This window comes from Mycobacterium sp. MMS18-G62 (assembly GCF_053877835.1).
This window is the reverse complement of the sequence record NZ_CM132662.1, coordinates 3,233,122-3,253,387: the sequence shown is the minus strand read 5'-3', so window position 1 is coordinate 3,253,387 and position 20,266 is coordinate 3,233,122. Positions and strand designations below refer to the sequence as shown.

Below are 20,266 nucleotides of genomic sequence, written 5' to 3'. Positions count from 1 at the left end.
TTCCTCGGCAATCCACGGATTCGTTGCGACACACCACAACTCATGCCCAAGAAAAGGTGCTGGCTACGGCAAACTGAGGGCACACTCGCGTCGTAATGGCGCTTCCTCTGTAGAAAACTGGAGGTAACCCGTGCGCTCAGGCAGGAGCCGCCGGCTTCGTCGGGTCAGCACAATTGTCGCCGCGATTTTCACGGGAGTCGTTTGCGCCCTTGCCGTCGCAGTGGTGCTTCCCCCGGATTCGCCACGGCGCGTTATCGTCGCTGAGAGCGCCAACATCAATCCGTTGCCCACCACAATTGGGTTTGCCGACTCCGACATTTACGGTATGACACCGGCCGATGTTGACCACACATTGCAAATCATGGGCTCGACGAATGTAAAGACGGTCCGCCTGATGATTCCGTGGGCCGGTGTGGAACCGATTCAAGGTCAGCTGAACTGGTCGACGGTCGACAAGACCATCAATGCGGCAGCGGCCAAGGGCATATCCGTGATCGGATTCATCAACTCCACACCGGGATGGGCAGTCGCGGCAGGTGCTCAACCGATCAGCGGCAGACCGGCCTCACCCGCGGCGTATGGGGATTTCGCCGCCAAGGTGGCGACCCGTTACAAGGGCAAAGTCTCGGCATACGAGATCTGGAACGAGCCCAATTCGGCCTACTTCTACTCGCCGCAGCCCGACCCCGCCGGTTACACCGACCTTCTCAAGGCCGCTTACCCGAAGATCAAGGCCGTCGATTCGGCGGTGACCGTCATCGCGGGCGTGCTCGGCGCGGTCATCGACTGGGGCAATTTCGCCATGGACCCGGTGAAGTTCGTGAACCAGATGTACACGGCGGGCGCCAAGAATTACTTCGACGCCTTGTCGTTTCATCCGTACCACTACTACTTGAAATTCTCCGACGGCGTTCCGCAGGCGAATTCGCCTGTGAACCAACTCATCCAGATGCGGCAGGCGATGATCTCCAACGGCGACTCCGCGAAGAAGATCTGGAACACCGAATACGGCCAGCCGACATCGATCAGCGATCCCGCCACCCAGTCCGCGTTCCTCAAGGACATGTACACCAAGTGGCAGGAGATGCCCTACACCGGCCCGTTGATGTTTTACACCACGCGTGACCGCAACACCGCGAGCACTACCGTAGACGACACCTTCGGTGTGTTCCAGTCCAACTGGACACCGAAGCCAGCTCAACAGGACCTGAAGGCGGCGATCGCTGCTGGCGTACCCAAATCGCCTGAGTTTCAACGATTTTCTAAGATCACCGACCCGGTTCACGGCAGTGTGCTGAGCCCAGTGTTCAAAGCCACACCCACGATGTGGGCCCAGATACGGACGGTGAACACCCTCTTCGAGACGCCCAACGGGATCTTCTCCTCGCCCAAGCCCGTCGCTGACTTCGCGGTGGCCCGCAACGCCACGCCCAATGCTTCCTTCGCCAACGGATGGCAGGATTTCAACGGCACCAACGGTTTTAGAGTGTGGTGGTCACAGGCCACGGGTGTGCACTGGGCCAGCTTCGGCTTCGCCCAGGCGTGGGTGCCGCAGCTCGGCTTGGCGACCAGCGACGAGATCTACGCCAACGGCGGTTCCCGCGTGAACTTCCAGCACGGCAACATCACCTGGATGCCGTGGACCGGCTTCAAGGTCACCCTCACGTAGCGTCGGCGGCCACATCCTCCGCGCGCAGCAGCGCCTCTACCGCCCGGTGAGGAAGGCGCTGCTGCCAGCGGTCCCTGTTGATATCGAACAGCCGGTCGCCTGCCTTGACCGCGGCGTCGCGGTCGGTCAACAAGCGGCGGCATTCGGCGATGAACGCGGCGTCGTCGTCGACCGCAGTGAGACCGAAGATCGGCCCTAGTGATCCGATCGCCGGGGTAGTGGCCACCACCGGCAACCCGATCCTGATCGCGTCGAGCAGTTTGACGCGCACTCCCCCGCCCGTCTTGATCGGGGCGATCATCGCCCGGCAGCTGCCAAGAAACGCGTGCAGGTCGTCGACGAACCCGAGATCACGAACCCCGTCGGGATAGTCGGGGTCGGCCGCCCCCGGCTTTTTCGCACCGATTACGCATAGTTCGGCGTCGGGGATACCCGCCGCGATCGCCGGCCACATCTTCAGGGCATGCAGGAACGCTTCCTGATTAGGCGGCCAGTCGCGGGTGCCCATGAAGACCAGCCGCCGAGGCGTCGCCGAAACGTCGACCTGATCGCCGGGTGGCATGGTGATGTCGAGGAAGCGCACGCCCCTGACTCCCCTGGCCCGGTAGAACTCCGCTTCTTCGGCGTCATACGTCCCGACCGCGTCCGCTGCGAGTGCCACCCGCAGTTCGTCGCGCAGCAGCCGCGGTTCCTCGACGCGGCCGAGCATTCCCCTGGTCGCTCGCCATACCAGTGATTCGGTCACGTTGGTGTTGACGACGAGCTTGCGGGCACCGAAATGCACACTGCGCAGAAAGGATTCGGCCATGTAGCTGTGTTCGGCGACGAACACGTCGGCGACGGACGCCTCGATGGCTTCGACCAAGTCGTCGGTGTCGAACCGGACGTGCACCAGACTGCGCCGGGTCCGCAGGGATTTCGTCAGCAGTTTGCGCGGCTGGATCTCTGATTTGCGGACTCGGCGCAATGGCAGCCCACCAGTCACGAGATCTGCTGTCGTCGTGCCGGATTCGCGTGACAGGCACACCGCGGACACCTCGAAGGAATCGGCGGCCAGCTGCATCAGCATCCGCGCGAGCGCGATGTCGCCGGTGTGCTCGTAGACGGGATCCTTGGAGAGCAGAAAACTGGCTTTGGTCATTTCTTCCTCTGCCAATACAGCGCATAGGTGAAGATGAGCAGCAGCACGGCGTCGGTGACTGTCGAAGAGATGGCCGCACCGATGGCACCCAAGAAGGACAGCAGCGCGAGCAGCCCCAGCTTGAACGGCACCAGACAGATAGCGGCCGTCAACCGCATGACGTCACGGCGCTGTGTGTAGAGGATGACCTGGAACACCGATACGACGATGCGCAGCGCGGCGAAGCCGGACATCACCATCATCGCAATAGCCAGTTCGGTGGGCGCGGGCGAGACCAGCAAGCCGACGCCGATCAGGAAGATCAGTGTGCCGCCGATCGCGGCGATGCCCAACGTGTTTCGCAGCGGCGGACCCGCCGACAGGTCGCCGTTGGCCGCGCGCAACGGCTCGTGATAGGTCATGCCGAAGGACTGACCCGCCGCCGCCACCGCGGCCGCCGCCACCCACGTCAAGGTGTAGTAGCCGACTGTCGTGCTGTTGGTCAGGGCGCCGAGTAGCAGCACGTCGCCCTGGAGATACGCGGCGGTGCCCAGCATTTCTCCGGTGAGCGCGGCCATCAGGCGCAGCGGTCCGGGCAGCCCGGGCCGATGCCTGCCCGCGGCGAACGCGGCCAAGACGATGACCACCGCGTAGGGCGTGCAATACGCCAGGCTCGCGCCGAGCAGCGTCGCCCCGGGCACCAGATACAGATAGGCCGTTCCCATCCCGACGCCGGTGAACTGCCTGGCGGTATCCATTCGATACACCCGGTCGGGATGGCCGTCACGGGCCGATCGGCTCTTGACGACGTTGAGCGCGATCTCGCCGCCCGCGACGATCAGGCCGAACCCGACGAAGTAGATCTCGCCGACCAGGCTGATTCCGAGGACGATCAATGTGAGGGCGACAAGGAAACGGGTGACCCGCTCCCGCACGAACCGCTCCTCGGACTCGCGGATGGCGCGCACGGAGAACGAATTGTCAAGCGACGGGCCCACAATCGCGTTCAGCGCGACGGCCATGCCGTACTGACCGTAATCGTCGACACCCAACTGGTGAATCATCACCAGCGTCCACAGCAGGCCGAGCCCACGCCCGCCGTAGATCCACACCAGGGCCAGAAGCGTCTTCGCGATGTTGCGCGGCGCCGCTTCCGGCGCGGAGACCTCAGACACCGTGCCGTGCCAACAGTTCAGACCACGCCGCGGCGAACGCCTCGGCGATGCGTGCACCCGAGCGGGCTTGCCGGGTCTTTTCGGAGTACTCACCGAGTTCGGTCAGCCGGGCCCGATCGTTGAGCAGCGAGGCAGCCGCCACCGTCAAATCCCGTGCGATCGCCTGTGGTTTGGCCGGGTTGGTTGGAACCACGATCGCTCCGGCCTTGTCGTCGAGTTCGGCAAGCGATCCATAGTCCGTACAGATCACCGGCGTGCGATAAGCGGTGGCGTGCGCCACCACGCCCGAGGCAGGATATGTCTCGTCGTACCAGTGCCGCTTGCCGTACGGGACCATCACCGCCTGGATGGACTCGAAGAACGCGTCCTCTTCGGGTCCATCGACCCTGCCGACAAGCTCGATGCCGTCCACGCGCGGCAGTGATTCGGTCCCTCGCCCCGCCACCCGGATCGCGATGTCGTCGGGTAGCTGCTCGCGGATGCGAGACACCAGCTCGAAGCCCTTGCCGCGATAGACGTGGCCGAAGAATCCGACCGCCTTCGGACGATCCTGGACCGGCTTGATCGCCGGCCGTTCGCGGACGATGTGTGGCACATAGACGGCGTGCGATCGCGGATAGCGGCGTTCGATGGAGAGCCGTCCGGTTTGGGTGAGCGCGAACAACATTCGACGACCGTTGACCGCGCCCTCGACGGCGGCGGACACCGGACGCAATGGATAGTGGATGCCGTGGAATATCAGCCGGCTCTTGGCGAGCCCCCTGATGCCCGCCGGCCACCAAACTCCTTGCGGCGGATCGTGATGCGTCGCGGTAACCGGGACGCCTCGCAGGCCGGCGATCGCCCAGAACGCCGCTGTCTCACCGGCGGCCAGCTCTGCGTGTACCAGAACCCGGCCCGGCCGCTCGGCCACGGCGTCGGCGACCATCCGGCGATAGCGCCGAATGTCGGCCACCGAGTCCGCGAGGGGGCCGCCGGTGCGCACCTCGACGACCTCACCGACGTATGGCCGGATGGCCTTGATGAAGTCGGCGCTGTAGTCCCCCACCGCTGTGCGGCCCTCCGCCGGTCCGACAAAGACCAAGCGGTACTGGTTCAGCTCCGGGGACATCAGTAGAACAGCGGCCGGTATTTCGCGCTGTATCGCAGGGCGTCGGGATTGCGCTTGGAGATCACCTTGGCCGGATTCCCCCCGACCACCTCGCATTCGCCAACGTCCTTGACCACCAACGCCTGTGCGGCGACGACGGCGCCGCGGCGGATCAACGACGGCAGCACCATTGCCCGGCTGGCGATCCACACGTAGTCCTCGATGACGGTCGGGATCGGCACCGGCAGGAAATCCGGGTGGTTGATGTCATGTCCACCGCCGAGGATGTGCACATCGCTCGCCAGCGTCACGTTGTCGCCGATCCACAGCCCCGCGCGGGAGTCCAGCAGACAACGCAAGCCGACCGTGGTGCCGTTGCCGATCGTGAGGAACTCGATATCCAGAATCGTCGTCCCCCGCATGATTGCGGAGTGCTTGCCGATCGTGGCGCCCATCAACCGCAGAAACCCCTGACGGATGGTGTGCGACGGGATATGGGTGATGAACGTGTTGTAGATCAACTCGCCGAGGCGATTGCGCGCCTTACGCGCAAAACCCATGCCCTGCATCTTGAAATCCACAACCCGGCCGTCGGGCCCGAGCACCCATTCGGGCGGCGGTGGCATCTTCAAGCTCGGCGCGGCGGCACGTTTACGGGCGACGTCCTCGGGATCCGCGGTCTGGGGTTCTACACTCACGAACTTTGCTCCTGTCGTATCCCCCGGCACAACCATAACCTCGCCGAGTCGGCCCGGCCGATCATGATTGTTCGGATCCCCGCGCCAGCATCTCCGACCAGGCCGCCGCATAGGCGGCCGCCGCTCGAGGTGCCGAGCGCTCTTGCCGGGTGCGGTCGGCATTCGCGCCGAGCTTGGCCAACCGCTCTTCGTCGTTGACCAGCGAGGCGATCGCCTCCGAAAATCCCGGCGGGATTGCGCGGACGTCGTCGCCGTCGTTCATCGGCACGACGACCGCCCCGGTTTCCTCGCCGAATTCGGCGAGAGAACCGTAGCCGGTACACACGATCGGGGTGCGGTAAGCCAACGCGTGCGCGGCCACCGACGACGCCGGATAGGTCTCGGCATAGAAGTGCCGCTTGCCGTACGGGATCACGATGGCCCGCACCGACTCGAAGAACGCGTCCTCATCCGGTCCGTCGACAGGCCCGACGATATCGACGCCCTCCGCACGCGGCAGCGACTCGGTGCCTCGGCCTGCACAGCGGATGAGGATGTCGTCGGGAAGTTCGCGGCGGATGCGGGCGATCTGATCGAAACCCTTGCCGCGGTAGACGTGTCCGAAGAAGCCGATGGCCTTGGGCCGGGCTTCCGCGGGCTTGATCGCCGGGCGGTCACAGACCAGATACGGCACGTACACCGTGGTGGTGTTCGGATAGGTCATGTCGATCGAATGACGGCCAATCTTACTGAGCGCGAAGATCATTCGGTGCCCGCTGACGGCGCCTTCGAGCGCTCGCGAGACCGGGCGCAGCGGATAGTGCAACCCGTGCATGATCAACCGGTGCTTGGCCACGAACTTCGTACGGGCCGGCCACCAGATGCCCTGCGGCGGGTCGTGCACGGTGGCGGTGACGGGCACCCCGCGCAGGCCGACCGTGGACCAGAACGGAACCAGCCCGCCCGCGGCGAGTTCGGCGTGCACCAACACCCGTCCCGGCGGTCCCTTTTCGACCAGTTCCTTGACGGCCTGGCGATGCCGCCACAGGTCGCGGGCACTGTCACCACCGGGCGCCAGGGTGCGATGCTCGATGAGCTCGCCAACGTGGGGCCGCAGTGCGGCGATCAGATTTTCGGCGTAATCGCCTACGGCCGTCTGCCCCAGGGCGGGGCCGACGAACACCAGGCGATAGTCGGAGAGCGTTGTCGTCATCACCAGAACAGCGGACGGAAGCGGCCGGTGTAGCGGAGGGCGTCGGGATTGCGTTTGGAGATCACCTTGGCCGGATTACCCCCGACCACTTCACACTCGCCAACGTCCTTGATCACCAAGGCCTGCGCCCCGACGACCGCACCGCGGCGAATCAGCGATGGCAACACCATCGCGCGGCTGGCGATCCACACGTAGTCCTCGATCACCGTCGGGATCGGCACCGGCAGGAAATCCGGATGATTGATGTCATGTCCACCGCCGAGGATGTGCACATCGGCGGCGATGATGACGTTGTCGCCGATCCACAGCCCCGCACGGGAGTCCAGCAGACAGCGGGAGCCGACCGTGGTGCCGTTGCCGACGGTGAGGAACTCGATGTCCAGAATCGTCGTGCCCCGCATGATCGCCGAATGCTTGCCGATCGTGGCGCCCATCAACCGCAGGTACCCCTGGCGGATGGTGTGCGACGGGATGTGGGTGATGAACATGTTGAAGATCAATTCGCCAAGGCGATTGCGCGCCTTGCGCGCAACCCCCATGCCCTGCATCTTGAAATCGATCACACGCCCATCCGGACCGAGCACCCACTCCGGTTCCGGTGGCATTTTCAAGCCCGGGGCGGCGGCACGTTTACGGGCGACGTCTTCGGGATCCGCTGTCTGGGGTTCGACACTCACGGACTTTGCTCCTGTCGTAGATCCGAAACAACCATAGCCCCCACGATGTCGGGGAAGCGTGTGGTGGGCCGCCAGTCGAGGATCGCGGCGGCTTTGCCCGCGTCGCCCACCATGACGGCTCGATCCGCGGGCCGGTGCAGTGCCGAATCGCTGTGCACGTGAGCCTGCCAATCGGTGATGCCATACGGCGAAAGAGGCTGCAGCGCAACGCCGCCGGGCCCATCAGCCATCGGCGGCCGCCATCTGGTCGACGGCAGCGTGCAGCCGTTCGGTGAAGACTTCCTCGGTGAACTGCTCGACGTGCCGCCGAATCTTGTCCGCGTCGAACGACATGGCCTCGAAGCGGTCAAGCGCCTCCGCGATCGCGCGTGGGTCTGGCTCGTCGAAGTACATACCCGTGACGCCCTCGTCGATCGTGTCGAGGAACCCGCCGAAGCGCAGCGCCACGCTCGGACGCCCCCACACACCGGCCTCGATCGGGGTCAGCCCGTAGTCCTCGTAGCTGGCCGCCAGCAGCGCGCGGCAGTTCTTGTACAGCCAGGCCATCTGGCCGTCGGTCAGATCCGACAGCATCATCACGTTCGGCGTCTTCATGGCGCGCAGCCGCTCGGCGTCTGGCCCCTTGCCGACGACGACCAGCCGTCGGCCGGTGCCGGCGAATGCGCGGACGATGACGTCGACGTTCTTGTAGGGCAGCAGCCGTGACACGACCAGGTAGAAGCCGCCGTCGGCGTCCGCATCTGTGGGAAACCAGCTCTGCAACTCCGGAATCGGTTCGGTGTCAAAGGACTGCGACATCGCGACCGGCGCGAACATGACCTCCGAGTCGATGCCGTATGTGTCGGCGATCCGGCCCTTGATCAACGTCGAGATGGCCAGGTACTTGTCGGCGGCCAGCGCCTGGCGGCGATCCCAGGCCTTGAGGTACCGCCCCGTCAGCTTGAGCCCGAGCCGCTTGACGAGCCCGGCTTCTTCACCGAGGTACTTGTCGGACAGATACAGCCAGCGCGCAGGCGAATAGCAGTAGATCAGCTTGCGGCCGTTGGTGCGGAACCCATGCGCCCAGCCGCTGGTGCTGGTCAGCACGATGTCCGCATCGATGAACACCGAGCGCGCGATCAACGGAAACAACGGCAGGCCCGCGCGATGGTATTTGCGCAAAAGGCCGATCTTGTTGGCCCACGGTGTCCGGACGTCGCACTCGGCAAACTCCGGATAGGTGGTGGCCGGGTCGTAGAGCATGGTGTAGATCGGAGCGTCGGGAAAAGCCTTCTTCATCGACAGCACGATCTTTTCCGCACCGCCGAGCTGGGTGAGGTAGTCGTGCGCGATCGCAACTCGAGGCCCGTCAACGCCGTCATATTTGCGCTTCGCGTGCACGTTGATAATCCCCTTGAAAGGCTTCGCTGGTCGATTTGCGGACATATGACGGGATGGCTTTTCACACCCGCAGCCATATATAGAACCGCAAACTTGTCTCGGTCACAAGCTACCGGAGAACTTCGGTTACGCACGCCTTGCGGTTTGCCCACCGGCGCCGCCGCAGGCCGGGCGTCCTTGTGCGACGTCGGCGAACGGTTGCGCGGAGCGTGCACCAGTCCGGTTGGGAATGCGGCACTGCCGCGGCTCGGACGCCCGCGGTACGCGCCTGCACCATGATTGACGTGCGCGTAGATGACGGCTTAATAACCATTTAGCTGGCCGGTTTCTGTTTGAACACGACAATGACGCTTCGCGAGTAGCAAATGAATATTCGTCGCGAGCCCGCCTGGCCGCGCTCTCAGACACCTGGTTTTTCGGCGTCCGCGCTTCCTTCGATGTGACTCGGGTCGCCCTGCGACCGACCAGCGTGCGGCGGTCTTGTCGATGTATAGTGTGACGTCCCGGCAAACAACCTATGAAAGTGGGCAGATGGCGAACGACACCGTCGGTTCAGTGACCACGACCAGGGGCCGGGTTAACTACAAGGACATGACGTCGCTCTGGCAGGGCTACGAAGATCAGGTTCTGGATCTGGCGCGGCGCAACAACGTCAAGACGGTCGCCGAACTCGGTGGCGGCGCCAATCCGTTCGTCGGCGATCTCGAGAAGTGGGGCTTCGCCGAGCACCGCATCGTCGTCGACATCTCGGCCAACGAACTGTCGAAAGCCTCGGGCGATGTCGAGACCCGCGTGGCCGACCTGTGCCAGCCGATCAACGACGGCCTGGGCTCCTACGACCTCGTGTTCTCCAAGATGTTGTGCGAACACTTGCCGAATCCCCGTGTCTTTCATGAGAACTGCTTCAAACTGCTGCGGCCGGGCGGCTTGTCGGTGCACTACTTCCCGACGATGTTCACCTTCCCGTTCATGGTGAACAAGCTCATTCCCGAAGAGCTCGCCCGCAAGCTCCTCGACAAGGTTCAGCCAGGGCGGATCAACTCGGAGAATCTGGAGAAGTTCCCGGCGTACTACCGCTGGACCAACGGCCCGACCCGCCGCGCGAAGCGGCGATTCGAGCGCATCGGATTCCAGGTCGAGGAGTACCACGCCACGTTCGGGCATCACTACTACCACTACATCAAGCCGCTGGACGCCGCCGAGCGCGCGAAGAGCAACTTCCTCCTCAAGCACCCGGTGCCGCAGCTGACGAGCTTCGCTGTGGTGGTGCTGCGCAAGCCTGCCTGAGAGAACACTCTAAGGAGTCGATAAGATCGACCACCATGACGAGCGTTACCGAGCCTGCTTCCGAACATGAGGTCGATATCCACACCACCGCGGGCAAGCTCGCCGATCTGCGCAAGCGGGCCGAGGAGACTAAGCATCCCGTCGGTGAGGCAGCGGTCGAGAAGGTCCACGCCAAGGGCAAGCTGACCGCCCGCGAGCGGATCCTGGCGCTGCTGGACGAGGACTCGTTCGTCGAACTGGACGCGCTGGCGCGGCATCGCAGCACGAACTTCGGCCTGGCCGACAAGCGTCCGCTCGGCGACGGCGTGGTGACCGGCTACGGCACCATCGACGGCCGCGAGGTGTGCATCTTCTCTCAGGACGCCACCGTGTTCGGCGGCAGCCTCGGCGAGGTCTACGGCGAGAAGATCGTCAAGGTGCAGGACCTGGCGCTCAAGACCGGTCGTCCGCTGATCGGCATCAACGACGGCGCAGGCGCGCGAATCCAGGAGGGCGTCGTCTCGCTCGGCCTGTACAGCAAGATCTTCCACAACAACATCAAGGCGTCGGGGGTGATCCCGCAGATCTCGCTCATCATGGGTGCTGCGGCCGGCGGCCACGTCTACTCCCCCGCACTCACCGACTTCGTGATCATGGTCGACCAGACCAGCCAGATGTTCATCACCGGCCCCGACGTGATCAAGACCGTCACCGGCGAGGACGTCACGATGGAGGAGCTCGGCGGCGCGCACACCCACATGGCGAAGTCGGGCACGGCGCACTACGTCGCCTCCGGCGAGCAGGACGCGTTCGACTACGTCCGCGAGCTGCTGAGCTACCTGCCCGCCAACAACTTCAGCGACCCGCCGCGGTATCCGGCGCCGCCGCACCCCGGCGCGATCGAGGAGAACCTGACCGACGAGGACATCGACCTCGACACGCTGATCCCCGATTCGCCGAACCAGCCATACGACATGCACGAGGTGATCACCCGCATCCTCGACGACGACGAGTTCCTCGAGGTGCAGTCCGGCTACGCCACCAACATCCTCGTCGGCTTCGGCCGCGTCGAGGGACGTCCGGTCGGCATCGTCGCCAATCAGCCGACGCAGTTCGCGGGCTGCCTGGACATCAACGCCTCGGAGAAGGCCGCCAGGTTCATCCGCACCTGCGACTGCTTCAACATTCCGATCGTGCTGCTGGTCGACGTTCCCGGCTTCCTGCCGGGCACCGACCAGGAGTACAACGGCATCATCCGCCGCGGCGCCAAGCTGCTCTACGCCTACGGTGAGGCGACCGTCGCCAAGGTCACCGTGATCACCCGCAAGTCCTACGGCGGCGCGTACTGCGTGATGGGGTCCAAGGACATGGGCGCCGACGTGGTCGTGGCGTGGCCGACGGCCCAGATCGCCGTGATGGGCGCCTCGGGCGCGGTCGGGTTCGTGTACCGCGCTGAGCTCAAGAAGGCGGCCGAGGACGGCCAAGATGTTGATGCGCTTCGCTTGCAGTTGCAGCAGGACTACGAGGACACGTTGGTGAACCCGTACATCGCGGCCGAGCGCGGGTACGTCGACGCGGTCATCCCGCCGTCGCATACCCGCGGTTACGTGGCCACGGCGCTGCGACTGCTGGAACGCAAGATCGCGCAGGTGCCGCCGAAGAAGCACGGGAACATTCCACTATGAGCGACGAAATCGAGGTTGCGGCCGCCGATCCGCACGCGCACGAGCCACACATCAACGTCGTCAAGGGCCACCCGACCGAAGACGAGCTCGCGGCGCTTCTCGCAGTTCTCGCGGCGGCGTCCGGCACTCCCGAGGAGCCACGCGAGGCCGAGCAGAATCTGTGGGGCCACCCCGTGGACCGGCTTCGCTACACGACGTTCAGCTGGCAGCGTGTGACGCTGCTGGAACGGACGCACATGCGGAAATGACCCGGGTGGTGCTCGCGTCGGCCTCGCCGGGCCGCCGCAAGGTATTGCGCCAGGCCGGAATCGAGCCGCTTGTCGTCGTCTCTGGAGTCGACGAGGACGCCGTCGTCGCGCGGCTGGATCCTGAGGCGACCCCTGGGGATGTGACTACCGCGCTGGCCGCGGCCAAGGCCGATGTCGTCGCGCATTCGCTGGATCCAGGCGTCGCCGCGGATTGCGTTGTGATTGGCTGTGATTCGATGCTGTTCCGCGACGGCGAGCTAGTGGGCAAGCCGTCATCCGCAGACGCGGCCCTGGAGGGCTGGCGGCAGATTGCAGGCAAATCCGGACAGCTCTACACCGGCCACTGCGTAATTCGCTTGCGCGACAACGTGATCACCTACCGCGCGGCCGACGTCACCTGTACCACCGTGCATTTCGGCGTCCCATCGCCGGCCGACCTGGACGCGTACGTCGAGCACGGGGAACCGCTGACCGTGGCCGGCGGATTCACTCTCGACGGCCTCGGCGGCTGGTTCATCGACGGAGTCGATGGTGATCCGTCATCGGTTATCGGCATCGGCCTGCCGCTGACCCGACTGTTACTGCAGCACGCGGGTCTGTCGATTTCTCAACTGTGGCAGGCCAATCCGGTCTAGCCGCTGCCGCCCGAACCTCCGTTACTGCCGTTGCTGCTGCCGGCGCCTCCGGTTCCGGTGCCACCGGTGCCGTCGGTGCCGTTCGGGCCGCCGAGCTGGCCGATGCCTCCGCGACCGCCGTCGCCGCCATGACCGGGTCCGGTAGTGGCGGTTGCGTCGCCACCATTGCCGCCGTTACCGCCCGGCGCATTGAAGCTCAGCGGCAGCGAGTCGCCGCCCCTACCGCCGTTGCCGCCCGTCGCGGTGCCAGTGCCTGTGGTGGCCTTACCGCCAGTACCGCCGTCGCCGCTTATCGCGCTCCAGCCGCCCGCGCCGCCATTGCCGCCGTTACCAGCGGTCGCATTGCCGGTCGTGGTTGTGGCGGTGCCTCCGTTGCCGCCGTCGCCACCGAAGCCATCCCAGCCAGTGTTGCCGCCGTTGCCCCCGTTGCCGCCGGTGGCGTCACCCGTGACGGTGGTCGCGTTTCCGCCGGCGCCGCCATTACCGGTGAAGCCGTCCCACACGCTGTTCCCGCCATCACCGCCGGCACCGCCCGCGGCGTTGCCATTGACGGCCTGGGCATCGCCGCCTGCGCCGCCTTGAGCGGTATTGCCCTCAACGCCGATCAATCCGCCTTGCCCGCCGGCACCGCCAGTGGCATTGCCCTCTGCGCTCGTCGCCGTGCCGCCGGCACCGCCGGTCCCCGCGTCGCCGAGGAGCTTGCCGCCGTCGCCGCCCTTGCCGCCCGCGCCGCCTACCGCGTCGCCAGGCGCAACAGCATTACCGCCCGCTCCCCCGGCCCCGCCGTTGCCGATCCACATGCTGCTGCCGCCGTTACCGCCGGCAGCGCCCTGTGCCGTGCCGTCGGTTCCGACGATTCCGTCGCCGCCCTTGCCGCCGGCGCCGCCATTACCCCAAAGGCCCGCGTTGCCACCGTTGCCGCCCGCCTGTCCTGCAAGGCCGTCACCGCCCGCGCCGCCGTTGCCAAAGAAAAGACCGCCATTGCCGCCGGCTTGACCGGGGCCACCGTCAGCGCCGTTTCCCCAGAGAATGCCTGCGTTCTCGCCCGGCGCAGTGCCGTCGCCGACGAAGAACCGGAACATTGCACCAAAGTCCGGCCCCGCAGGCGCGGCCGTCGGGGCCAGCGCTGCATTCTTCGAATCACTCTGGCCGGACCCGATGAAGGGAAGGACCTTGTTGTCGCCGGGGATCGCCAGGGTTGGCTGTACGACTGCGGTGCGCAGGATGGTCGTCCCGCCGGACGAGGGACTGGCTGGACCTATGAGAAATGGTGTAAACGAAGCGTTTTGGCCAGGCGTCGCAGGCCCGCTACCGCCAGGAGCGCTGGTGCCTCCGGACACGACCAGGCCGGCTGCGGGGTCGGCCGCAACTGGCAGGTCGCCGATCGCGGCCGCGAGCAGCGTATTGGGTGTCGCATAGGCGCCCGGCTGCGACATTGACACCGGATTCGCCGGTCTAGTTGGCGTCTGCGCCGACTGCAAGACGCAGACGGCCGTGCTAGCCGCAGCCAGCACACCGGCGGCCGCAACCGCCTTGATTTTCAGACCCTGGCTCTTCTGCTTGGCATGTTTGCTCATGGCAAAGTCCACTTCCCCCCGACATATTTGGTTCGTCGGCCTATCACTCAAATGCCGCTGACCGGCACAGCAACATAGTCGCATCATTCGTGGCAACTGCGCAATGCACTTGTCGGGGGAATTTTGAACCTATTTCGGGCGGCTGGCAAACCCAACGTCCATGTCGCGTGTCGCGGACCCACGTTGCCGCTTCCGAGCCCGACCGCAACGTCGCCTCATTCCCTAGTTGGTGCGTCTCAGCGAAATTTGCCAAAGCGATATGAGTAGCGCGAAAGGCCACATCACCGGCGTCGTCGTCTGTACGTTCGAGTGCGCTGCCGCACCGCAGCTGCCTCTGGCGGAGGGCACCAATATCCAAAAAACGAATTGTGCCAGACGCGATTTCACGAACGCCGTGTTCAAAATGGGTCGATATCGCGTGGCGGCGCCGACGCGGCGGCGACACCGGCGCCCACAACGACCCTCCGCTTTGTCGTCGGCTTCATTCTGAGACCAGCGAAGACTTGACAACATACGTCAGACTGCCGACTGCCGACCGCCGTCGTCGCGCACCCGTCCAGGCTGCCGTAGCGAGCACGCCGCCGATTGCCCGGTTGAAGGCGGAAGTCCGCGAATGATTCAGGTGCCATTATCGATGCGCTGCGCAAAGTCCCATGACCGATTACAGCAACGTCATAACGATGGGTGATGAGGCTAGCTCAGCGCCGGTGCCTCATCGCCATCGATTCCTCAAACGCTTTGCGGCGTTCATCGCGGGCCGCTCGACGCAATAGAAGGATACCGTCGACACTAAAAGTGCGATTGAAAATACCAACAATATATTTTCCACGGTCGCCGACACAGAACCCATTCGCATCAGACCCCAGCGACCGAGTAAAAGCATGATCGGAAAATGCCAAAGACATAGCGATAGTGACACCCGGCCCAGGAACCTCACCGGACGAACATCAAACCAGTTTGCCAACATCGAATCTCGCCCACGTGCCGACGGGGCGACCACGACCAGGATCAACAACGCTCCGAACAGCGCCAACGCGCTGGTTTCGAACTGTCGATGCAGAGACAGCGATAGTACGAACAAGACGGCGACCGGAATTGTCGCCAGAGCACTGTATAAGCGGACGTGTCGGCTTACGCGTTCGGTGAGCTCTCGGCGTTCCATCGCGACAATGACGACCGCCGCCAGCATCCCGAAGGCGTAATTATCGGCGTTGACTGGGAAACTTCGCAGGTAAACCGCCCCCCAGTTGGGGCCCCAGTTGGTGAGCCAAGGGTTGATCGTGTCGTAGTCGGAGATGAGCACGGGAGCCAGCAGCTTGCCCACGAATCCCATTACGAGCAGTGAAATAACCGCAAAAACGGCGAGCTTGTACGGCCGCACCGAAAACCGCTTACGTACCGCGAAGATGACGGCACACAGCAGTGGAAGAGATGCGTAGAAGGCGTACTCCATGCTCAACGACCAAGACGGATTCAGCCCGGTTTGAAAATACTGGGGAATATACGTCTGGGTGAGCGTCAGGTTTGCGACCAGTTGCCCCGGGTCCGTGATCATGCCTGTGCCGCCGCCGCTGCCGAATGGGTACAGCATCGGATTGTGGACGTATGCGGTCTGCAGCACGTAATTGGTGATCAGCAGGATGACGATGTATGCCGGGACAACCCTGGCAAAGCGTTGGGCCGCAAAATATTTCGTGCTCGGCATCGTCGGGGATGCAGTTTCGGTCAATGCCCGAACATACGGCAGGAACAGCAAGAAGCCACTGAGGACAAAGAAGAAGATGAGGCTGACACCGACGAGCGCCGTTATGCGCGCCGACAGAGTTGATTCGGCTGGGTAGTAATCGGCGACGTGTGCAATGAGGACTCCCAGTGCGGCCAAGCCACGCGCACCATCCAGACCTCGAATGCGAAAGCGGCCTGGGGTCGCCCCGACGACGCCGGTAGACGGAGCAGATCGACGTGTAGTCGTCATACCGCCCCCTTTGCCCCCCGCAAATTTAACTAGCAGAACTTATGACGTGTTCACCAGCCAGCTTGCTTGGCAAAGCTAGTCCAGCAGCAACGCTCACGCAAGCTCTTCGACGGCGGTGCGCGCCGCTACATCAACTCGTTGGCGGGGACGTCGTCGCGGTGTTCGCGATACCACGCGACGGTGCGCTCCAGCCCCTCCTCCAGGCCCACCGCCGGCGACCATCCCAGCCCGCGCATCTTGGAGATGTCGGGGCAACGGCGCTTCGTGCCACCGGCCGCAAGCTCGCCAGGACGGATGTCCAGATCGATGCCGACGATCTTGCCGATGCGGGCGGCGAGGTCACGAATGCTGATCTCCTCGTCGCTGCCGATGTGGTAGATCTCGCGGTGCCCACCCTTTTCGTACATCGTCAGGATGCCTTCGACGATGTCGTCGACGTAGCAGAACGAACGCGTCTCGGTGCCGTCGCCCTGAATCGGGAATGCGCTATCGCCCGCGGCCTGAGCCGCCAGCGCTCGCATGATGAACTGCGGCTCAACGTGTTTCCAACCCATGTTGGGCCCAAAGACGTTGTGCGGCCGGAAAACCTGCACCTGCCTGTAGTGGTCCTGGCCGTAATTGAACGCGATCAGCTCGCTGACGATCTTCGAACCCCCGTAGGAATAGCGGGGATTGAGGCTGTCGGGCAACATCAGCGGAATCGTCTCCGGCGTCGGTATCACCGACGGCGTCTGGTACACCTCGGCCGTCGAGGCCACAACCAGATCCGGGACCCCGACGGCCCGGCCCGCGTTCACCACCGCCAGCGCGCCTCGCAGTCCCACATCGAGCACGAGTTCCGGTCTCTTGTAGAAGTTTTCGGTGCCGTTGATCGCCGCCAGGTGCATCACCACCTCGGCGCCGTCGAACGCCTTCTCCAATGCATCCTGGTCGCGAACATCGCACGTGAAAAGCTCTACGTCAGAAGCGACTTCGGCGAACCGGCTGGCGTCTCCGCGGACCAGGGAGTCGACCACGGCGACATTCCAACCGTCGGCGACCAGCCGCTTGACCAGGTACGCGCCGATGAAACCGCCACCGCCGGTGACTACTACGCGCTTAGGCATCGACGGGCGCCCATCCGCTGCGACCGACGGCGAAATACGAATCCCCCAGCTCGGACGTCGGTAGGTGGCTGAAGTGGTTCCAGTAGTCGAACACGAACCCGTTGGGGCTGATGAATTCGTTGATGGTGCGCGGCGAAATCTGGCCAAGCGACGGGTGGTTGTTGGCGATCACCACCACGTGGGCTCCGCTGACCGCGTCGCCGAACCGGGTGAACACCTTCTCGTCTGGAAACTCGGCCGCCAGCACCTCCGGCGATGTGACCGGGTCGTACACCCCGATCTCGGCGTTGGGGTGCGCCTTCTTCAACGCGTCGAGCACCTTGATCGACATCGATCCACGCAGATCGCTGGTCTCCGGCAGACCCTTGAACGCCATGCCGAGAACGTTGATCTTCAGCGGCCCCGACGCCGCCAGGTCGCGACGGTCGATCTCACTGGTGATGAACCGGACCGTCTCCTCGGGCTGGCGCTCGTTGACGAGCCGGCCCGCCGAGGTGATCTCCATCTCGATGCCACGCGTGCGCGCACTTTCCATCAGGATGTGCGGGTCCTTTTCCAGACACGGCCCACCGACCAGACCCGGCAGCGGGATGTTGGTGCGGTTGTAGCCCAACTTGCCGGCCGAGATCACCTCGTGCGCGCTCACCCCGAACGCGTCGCACACTCGCGCGACCTCGTTGGCGAACGCGAACTGCACGTCGCGGAACGTGTTGCTGACCAGTTTGATGATCTCGGCGGTCTCGATATCGGCCACCTGAACTATCGAGATGGTGAGCCTGCGGAATATCGCTGCGGCGCGATCCCCGACCTCAATACTGTCGGCTCCCACAATTTGCGGTAATTCGCGCAATTCCTGCAGCGCCTTGCCTTCCAGCGTGCGTTCGGGGCACATCGCGATGTCGAACTTCTTTCCGCTGGCGGCCAGTACCCGGGCCACCACGTCGCGCGTGGTGCCTACCTTCACGGTGGAGCGAAGGATCACCAACGCACCGTCGCGCATGTTCTCGGCGATGTCGCGGGCCGCCGCTTCGATCATGTCGACGCGGGCCACGCCGTCGGGCGACAACGGCGTGCCGACGGTGATTATGTATGTGTCGCAAGTGAAGCTGTCGTCGAATCGCTCGGCCGCCACCAGTTTTTTGGACTTCGTCACGCCGGCCAGCGCGTCGGGCAGACCGGTTTCGGTGAAGTGCGGGATGCCCTGATTGGTCATCTCAACCAGATCGGGTCGCTTCTCCACCCCGATGACGGTGTTGCCGGCTTCGGCCAGCACGGTAGCCAACGTGAGCCCCACATAACCGAGTCCGACTATTCCGACATCGTACTTTGCTGGCTCAGCCATCATTCCTCATGTTCCTAGCGCGAAGATGTTGCGACGACGAGTGTTCACGATACTTTGCCGCAATCCAATTCGGGCATTGGGTGTGTGCTGTTCGGCGCGCCGCCTGGGTAGGCTGAAGGTGTGCCGCTGCCTGCCGATCCGAATACCGCCCTGCAGTCTTATGCCCACCCTGAACGCCTGGTAACCGCCGACTGGCTGTCAGCCAATCTGGGCCGGCCTGGGCTGGCCATTGTCGAGTCCGACGAGGACGTGCTGCTCTACGACACCGGCCACATTCCAGGCGCCGTGAAGATCGACTGGCACACCGACCTCAACGACCCGCACGTGCGCGACTACATCAACGGCGAGCAGTTCGCCGAGCTGATGAACCGCAAGGGCATCTCGCGCGACGACACCGTCGTCATCTACGGCGACAAGAGCAATTGGTGGGCGGCCTACGCGCTGTGGGTGTTCACGTTGTTCGGCCACCCCGACGTGCGGCTGCTCGACGGTGGACGCGACCTCTGGATCTCCGACGGCCGCGAGACCACCCTCGACGTGCCAAGCAAGCAGAGCACGGGCTACCCGGTCGTCGACCGCGATGACGCGCCGATCCGCGCGTTCAAGGACGACGTGCTCGAGATCCTCGGCGAGCAGCCGCTGATCGACGTGCGCTCGCCGCAGGAGTACACCGGCGAACGCACCCACATGCCCGACTATCCCGAAGAAGGCGCACTGCGCGGCGGCCACATCCCCACTGCACGGTCCATCCCATGGGCCAAGGCGGCCCAGGACAACGGCCGCTTCCGCAGCCGCGCCGAGCTCGACGAGCTGTACGGCTTCCTCACGCCTGACGACAAGACAGTCGTGTACTGCCGCATTGGTGAGCGGTCCAGCCACACCTGGTTTGTGCTGACGCATCTACTGGGCAAGCCAGGGGTGCGCAACTACGACGGCTCGTGGACCGAATGGGGCAATGCGGTCCGGGTGCCCGTCGCCGTCGGGGAAGAGCCTGGCGAAGCGCCATGACATCGATGCCGGCCGCCCTCGCCGAGGTGGTTTCGGACTTCGGCGACGTACAGGGGCAGGACAAGCTGCAGCTGCTGCTGGAGTTCGCCAACGAGCTGCCTCCGCTGCCGGCCGAGCTCGAAGAGGCCGCGATGGAACCGGTGCCTGAATGCCAATCGCCGCTGTTCCTCCATGTCGACGCTGCCGACCGCGACAAGGTGCGGCTGTACTTTTCCGCGCCGGCCGAGGCGCCGACGACGCGCGGGTTCGCGTCGATCCTCGCTGCGGGGCTCGACGGGCAGCCCGCCGCCGACATCCTTGCGGTGCCCGACGATTTCTACACCGAGCTTGGCCTGGCGGCACTGATCAGCCCGCTGCGGTTGAGGGGAATGTCGGCGATGTTGGGGCGGATCAAGCGGCGGCTGCGCGGCGAGTAGAAACCTA

19 protein-coding genes are annotated in these 20,266 nt (G+C 64.5%); 7 read left to right on the top strand and 12 right to left on the bottom strand.

All coding sequences use genetic code 11. The features are described 5' to 3' along the window. Window positions 1-130 precede the first annotated feature (130 nt). Window positions 131-1,669, top strand: coding sequence for a cellulase family glycosylhydrolase (locus tag ACWW36_RS16205; protein WP_456137026.1), 1,539 nt, complete (start codon window positions 131-133; stop codon window positions 1,667-1,669). On the opposite strand, the gene ACWW36_RS16200 is transcribed toward ACWW36_RS16205, so the two are convergent. From ACWW36_RS16200 to ACWW36_RS16165, 8 genes are all read right to left on the bottom strand, one after another. Continuing rightward, on the bottom strand, window positions 1,662-2,810 hold the full coding sequence (locus tag ACWW36_RS16200) for a glycosyltransferase (RefSeq protein WP_456137025.1): 1,149 nt from the start codon (window positions 2,808-2,810) through the stop codon (window positions 1,662-1,664). The two genes, ACWW36_RS16205 and ACWW36_RS16200, sit on opposite strands and share 8 nt — an antisense overlap. Further along, the gene (locus ACWW36_RS16195) at window positions 2,807-3,964 is read right to left on the bottom strand and encodes a hypothetical protein (protein WP_456137024.1); all 1,158 of its coding nucleotides are present in this window, start codon (window positions 3,962-3,964) and stop codon (window positions 2,807-2,809) included. Before ACWW36_RS16195 ends, ACWW36_RS16200 begins: the two co-directional genes overlap by 4 nt. Further along, complete coding sequence (locus ACWW36_RS16190; RefSeq protein ID WP_456137023.1) at window positions 3,957-5,075, bottom strand: glycosyltransferase; 1,119 nt, start codon at window positions 5,073-5,075, stop codon at window positions 3,957-3,959. Before ACWW36_RS16190 ends, ACWW36_RS16195 begins: the two co-directional genes overlap by 8 nt. Continuing rightward, window positions 5,075-5,752, bottom strand: coding sequence for an acyltransferase (locus ACWW36_RS16185; protein WP_456137022.1), 678 nt, complete (start codon window positions 5,750-5,752; stop codon window positions 5,075-5,077). Before ACWW36_RS16185 ends, ACWW36_RS16190 begins: the two co-directional genes overlap by 1 nt. Before the next feature lie 61 nt (window positions 5,753-5,813). Beyond that, the gene (locus ACWW36_RS16180; RefSeq protein WP_456137021.1) at window positions 5,814-6,944 is read right to left on the bottom strand and encodes a glycosyltransferase family 1 protein; all 1,131 of its coding nucleotides are present in this window, start codon (window positions 6,942-6,944) and stop codon (window positions 5,814-5,816) included. Then, window positions 6,944-7,621 (bottom strand): acyltransferase, encoded by a 678-nt coding sequence (locus ACWW36_RS16175; protein ID WP_456137020.1) that lies wholly within the window; start codon window positions 7,619-7,621, stop codon window positions 6,944-6,946. Before ACWW36_RS16175 ends, ACWW36_RS16180 begins: the two co-directional genes overlap by 1 nt. Next, a complete protein-coding gene (locus tag ACWW36_RS16170) occupies window positions 7,618-7,851 on the bottom strand; it encodes a hypothetical protein (protein WP_456137019.1) in 234 nt (77 codons plus the stop codon). Before ACWW36_RS16170 ends, ACWW36_RS16175 begins: the two co-directional genes overlap by 4 nt. After that, window positions 7,844-9,001 (bottom strand): glycosyltransferase, encoded by a 1,158-nt coding sequence (locus tag ACWW36_RS16165; protein WP_456137018.1) that lies wholly within the window; start codon window positions 8,999-9,001, stop codon window positions 7,844-7,846. Before ACWW36_RS16165 ends, ACWW36_RS16170 begins: the two co-directional genes overlap by 8 nt. A gap of 555 nt (window positions 9,002-9,556) precedes the next feature. Between ACWW36_RS16165 and ACWW36_RS16160 the strand changes: the two genes are divergently transcribed. Genes ACWW36_RS16160 through ACWW36_RS16145 form a run of 4 tightly spaced genes read left to right on the top strand, consistent with a single transcriptional unit; the run spans window position 9,557 to window position 12,835 of the window. Continuing rightward, window positions 9,557-10,288: a class I SAM-dependent methyltransferase gene (locus ACWW36_RS16160; protein WP_456137017.1), complete on the top strand. Its 732-nt coding sequence runs from the start codon at window positions 9,557-9,559 to the stop codon at window positions 10,286-10,288. 35 nt (window positions 10,289-10,323) lie between these two features. After that, on the top strand, window positions 10,324-11,952 hold the full coding sequence (locus ACWW36_RS16155) for an acyl-CoA carboxylase subunit beta (RefSeq protein ID WP_456137016.1): 1,629 nt from the start codon (window positions 10,324-10,326) through the stop codon (window positions 11,950-11,952). Continuing rightward, the gene (locus ACWW36_RS16150) at window positions 11,949-12,200 is read left to right on the top strand and encodes an acyl-CoA carboxylase epsilon subunit (protein ID WP_456137015.1); all 252 of its coding nucleotides are present in this window, start codon (window positions 11,949-11,951) and stop codon (window positions 12,198-12,200) included. The genes ACWW36_RS16155 and ACWW36_RS16150 overlap by 4 nt, the downstream gene beginning before the upstream one ends. Next, a complete protein-coding gene (locus tag ACWW36_RS16145) occupies window positions 12,197-12,835 on the top strand; it encodes a Maf family protein (protein WP_456137014.1) in 639 nt (212 codons plus the stop codon). Before ACWW36_RS16150 ends, ACWW36_RS16145 begins: the two co-directional genes overlap by 4 nt. Here ACWW36_RS16145 and ACWW36_RS16140 read toward each other — a convergent pair. The 4 genes from ACWW36_RS16140 to ACWW36_RS16125 all read right to left on the bottom strand — a co-directional run bounded on the left by ACWW36_RS16140 (window position 12,832) and on the right by ACWW36_RS16125 (window position 18,835). Then, window positions 12,832-14,412, bottom strand: a complete 1,581-nt coding sequence (locus ACWW36_RS16140) for a PGRS repeat-containing protein (RefSeq protein ID WP_456137013.1) — start codon at window positions 14,410-14,412, stop codon at window positions 12,832-12,834. The genes ACWW36_RS16145 and ACWW36_RS16140 overlap by 4 nt on opposite strands. A gap of 712 nt (window positions 14,413-15,124) precedes the next feature. Further along, a complete protein-coding gene (locus ACWW36_RS16135) occupies window positions 15,125-16,387 on the bottom strand; it encodes an acyltransferase family protein (protein WP_456137012.1) in 1,263 nt (420 codons plus the stop codon). A 125-nt stretch (window positions 16,388-16,512) separates the two neighbouring features. Next, window positions 16,513-17,493: an NAD-dependent epimerase/dehydratase family protein gene (locus ACWW36_RS16130; RefSeq protein WP_456137011.1), complete on the bottom strand. Its 981-nt coding sequence runs from the start codon at window positions 17,491-17,493 to the stop codon at window positions 16,513-16,515. Further along, window positions 17,486-18,835, bottom strand: a complete 1,350-nt coding sequence (locus ACWW36_RS16125; RefSeq protein ID WP_456137010.1) for a nucleotide sugar dehydrogenase — start codon at window positions 18,833-18,835, stop codon at window positions 17,486-17,488. The genes ACWW36_RS16130 and ACWW36_RS16125 overlap by 8 nt, the downstream gene beginning before the upstream one ends. Window positions 18,836-18,955: 120 nt before the next feature. Between ACWW36_RS16125 and ACWW36_RS16120 the strand changes: the two genes are divergently transcribed. Both ACWW36_RS16120 and ACWW36_RS16115 read left to right on the top strand, forming a co-directional pair. Continuing rightward, window positions 18,956-19,843, top strand: a complete 888-nt coding sequence (locus ACWW36_RS16120) for a sulfurtransferase (RefSeq protein ID WP_456137009.1) — start codon at window positions 18,956-18,958, stop codon at window positions 19,841-19,843. Next, window positions 19,840-20,259, top strand: coding sequence for a SufE family protein (locus ACWW36_RS16115; protein ID WP_456137008.1), 420 nt, complete (start codon window positions 19,840-19,842; stop codon window positions 20,257-20,259). The genes ACWW36_RS16120 and ACWW36_RS16115 overlap by 4 nt, the downstream gene beginning before the upstream one ends. Window positions 20,260-20,266: the final 7 nt, after the last annotated feature.

Bases quoted from the DNA above. Each gene is read 5' to 3' on its own strand.
- ACWW36_RS16200 (WP_456137025.1), bottom strand. From the start codon at position 2,810: ATGACCAAAGCCAGTTTTCTGCTCTCCAAGGATCCCGTCTACGAGCAC.
- ACWW36_RS16190 (WP_456137023.1), bottom strand. From the start codon at position 5,075: ATGTCCCCGGAGCTGAACCAGTACCGCTTGGTCTTTGTCGGACCGGCG.
- ACWW36_RS16180 (WP_456137021.1), bottom strand. From the start codon at position 6,944: ATGACGACAACGCTCTCCGACTATCGCCTGGTGTTCGTCGGCCCCGCC.
- ACWW36_RS16170 (WP_456137019.1), bottom strand. From the start codon at position 7,851: ATGGCTGATGGGCCCGGCGGCGTTGCGCTGCAGCCTCTTTCGCCGTAT.
- ACWW36_RS16155 (WP_456137016.1), top strand. From the start codon at position 10,324: ATGACGAGCGTTACCGAGCCTGCTTCCGAACATGAGGTCGATATCCAC.
- ACWW36_RS16150 (WP_456137015.1), top strand. From the start codon at position 11,949: ATGAGCGACGAAATCGAGGTTGCGGCCGCCGATCCGCACGCGCACGAG.
- ACWW36_RS16145 (WP_456137014.1), top strand. From the start codon at position 12,197: ATGACCCGGGTGGTGCTCGCGTCGGCCTCGCCGGGCCGCCGCAAGGTA.
- ACWW36_RS16140 (WP_456137013.1), bottom strand. From the start codon at position 14,412: ATGAGCAAACATGCCAAGCAGAAGAGCCAGGGTCTGAAAATCAAGGCG.
- ACWW36_RS16135 (WP_456137012.1), bottom strand. From the start codon at position 16,387: ATGACGACTACACGTCGATCTGCTCCGTCTACCGGCGTCGTCGGGGCG.
- ACWW36_RS16130 (WP_456137011.1), bottom strand. From the start codon at position 17,493: ATGCCTAAGCGCGTAGTAGTCACCGGCGGTGGCGGTTTCATCGGCGCG.
- ACWW36_RS16125 (WP_456137010.1), bottom strand. From the start codon at position 18,835: ATGGCTGAGCCAGCAAAGTACGATGTCGGAATAGTCGGACTCGGTTAT.
- ACWW36_RS16115 (WP_456137008.1), top strand. From the start codon at position 19,840: ATGACATCGATGCCGGCCGCCCTCGCCGAGGTGGTTTCGGACTTCGGC.